Source organism: Porcincola sp. LCP21S3_C12 (genome assembly GCF_052118625.1).
Lineage (GTDB): Bacteria > Bacillota > Clostridia > Lachnospirales > Lachnospiraceae > Porcincola.
Map to the genome: position 1 here is coordinate 1 of NZ_JBQKGW010000047.1, position 2,434 is coordinate 2,434.

2 protein-coding genes are annotated in these 2,434 nt (G+C 31.3%); both read right to left on the bottom strand.

Translation table 11 applies throughout. The features are described from left to right. Positions 1-106: 106 nt before the first annotated feature. On the bottom strand, positions 107-1,597 hold the full coding sequence (locus tag ACTQ1N_RS12470) for a glycosyltransferase (RefSeq protein ID WP_441956978.1): 1,491 nt from the start codon (positions 1,595-1,597) through the stop codon (positions 107-109). A 10-nt stretch (positions 1,598-1,607) separates the two neighbouring features. Beyond that, positions 1,608-2,342 (bottom strand): glycoside hydrolase family 99-like domain-containing protein, encoded by a 735-nt coding sequence (locus ACTQ1N_RS12475; RefSeq protein WP_441956979.1) that lies wholly within the window; start codon positions 2,340-2,342, stop codon positions 1,608-1,610. Between the last annotated feature and the right edge of the window lie 92 nt (positions 2,343-2,434).

The window sequence follows — 2,434 nt, forward strand, 5'->3', positions numbered from 1 at the left end:
GGTAAACGCGGAAGACCACGAAAAAATAAACAAGTGGTCAAAGAGGAGTCGGAAACTTAACTGACTCCTCACTTCGCGGAGTTTTTAGTACAAACAGAATTTAAACTCAGAATACTATCTGAGCAGATTTATTTTCTCTGAAGAAAAGAAATAAGTTATTCCTATCATAATATTTCAAATACTTTGCTGTATTATTCTTATTTTTCATATAGAAAGTAGATGGCATCAGGATAATCTTGTTCTTAAAATTCTTTAATATTATATTCCTTAATTTTTCTTGATCGAAATATTGATCGCCAAAATTTCCTCCACCTTGAATAACGATTACGTCATCATTCAAAACAATTTTCTTAATATCATTAAAATATTTAAAAAAATCATTTTCACTTATCGCAAGAAATGATGTATTATTGGACAAATATTTTCTCAGAAATCGTTCTTCTGCGAATCCAATAGCCACATCGCCCAAATTATCGTACTCTGGTACTCCTGCTAAAATAATCTTATGCTTACCACTGTATTCTTTAAGCTGTTCACGGAATTTATTATCATTATACAGAAGTCTTTTAATTTGACTTTTATGTTTAGACGTTTTAACCCTGCTAATAACGTTATTTCCAATAGGCGAGATTATTTTTAATAGTATTCTATTTTTACTGTATATTGCATACATATATGAATACTTCGGATCCGTAAAATTCTCGTGATTTCTTTTGTATGCAGATTCGGCATTATTTACATATTTATTGAATATTTTCTTGTCTTGTTTATAGAATCTCGAAGTATCGTTCCTTTCATATTTGAATTTAGGATAATACGAAAGTACAAGTTCCATAATTTTCGTATTTTGAAGTGAAATAAGATCCTCGTAATGCTTTTGCATATAATCTAGTCTAGAGAATTCTGCTTCAAAATAATCTAATATGTTCTTTCTTTTATAATTGCGCGCAATAGAATTATTTCTTACATAATAATGATATTTCGGTTGCTCAGATATTGAAATACTTGCCGAATGTGCAAAAAGTATATGCATGATAAAAATATCTTCATAATTTTTGCCTTCAGGGAATCTGATGTTGTTAAACAAAGAAATTTTATAAAGCTTATCCCATGCATGACTATGAATTTTAACATCTTCAGTAAGTAGTCGAAGTGCTGTAAATGTATCGTACGTTTCTACCTTATTACTTATCCAGCCTTTGGTAGTAATAATATCCCTAGTATCTGTCGAATTATAACTACTTACTATCGATATGTCACTATCTTTCTCTATCGACATCTTTACCATAAATTCGACATAGTCGGGTTCAACCCAATCATCTGAGTCAATAAAACAGATATATTGTCCAGATGCTATATCTATACCTGTATTGCGTGCCACAGATAAGCCCTTGTTATTTTGGTCTATTAATCTTATTCTTGAGTCATTTTCAGCATAGTCTTGACATATCTTCAAACTGTTATCCGTAGACCCATCATTTACTAAAACGATATCCAGATTTTGATACGATTGTAATACTATACTGTCAAGACATCTTGAAAGATATTTTTCCACATTATAAACTGGAACAATAACGCTTACCTTCGGTTCATTCATACTTTCTTCCTCAATACGGATATTCGTTTTCCTCAATTAAGGCTTCCTTGATGCTTCTTAAATACCCGTCCTTATATTTTTCGTCAGGTTCTAGATACCCTCCTTCAGCCCATTCATTCCAAGCAAATATAAATATATAATCTTTGTTACAGACATCCCTTGTCTTTCGTATAAGTTTTTTAAAATAATACTTGAATTTTTGTGGGTCTGCATTTAAGACTAGACTTCCTCTTTTCCCTTTTCTTGGAGTATTGTCCCAGTCAACAAAAGCGCCAGGAAATAAATTATCATCCAGTTCTTGTGATAAAATACATTTCCAAAGCCTATCATAATCGAACTTTACAAGTTCTTTCTTTTTCAGGTGAATATAGATATGCAATTTTGTTTGCAAAAATGTAGATATTTTTACCTTGCAATTCTGTATGGCTGCATTGCATTGCTTATATTCTTGCATTCTTGAAAATGTGGGCTCGAATTCAATTCCATAGTCAAAGTATTCTTTATGTGATTTTTTATCATAGTAAAAATAAGGGTGTTGATACAGAAAAGTAATACCTTTATGGCCAGCTTTTATAGCTTCATTGTTCCAAAAATCCAAAGTTTCCTTTAATGGGCCAATCAGAGACGGATAATAAATAACCAGTACAGGTTTTCCGTCTATTTTTATATATCGGTCATCATTAAAGAAGGATAAAAAGTAATCGATATGTTTTTTCCAGTCACTTCTTGTTATCCCGCATTTTATCTGGTCCTAAACCATACCACATTCAATCAAATTAAAAAGAGGCACAGCATAAATTATTCTGATGGATTTTACATCGGATTGCTTTATGCCGT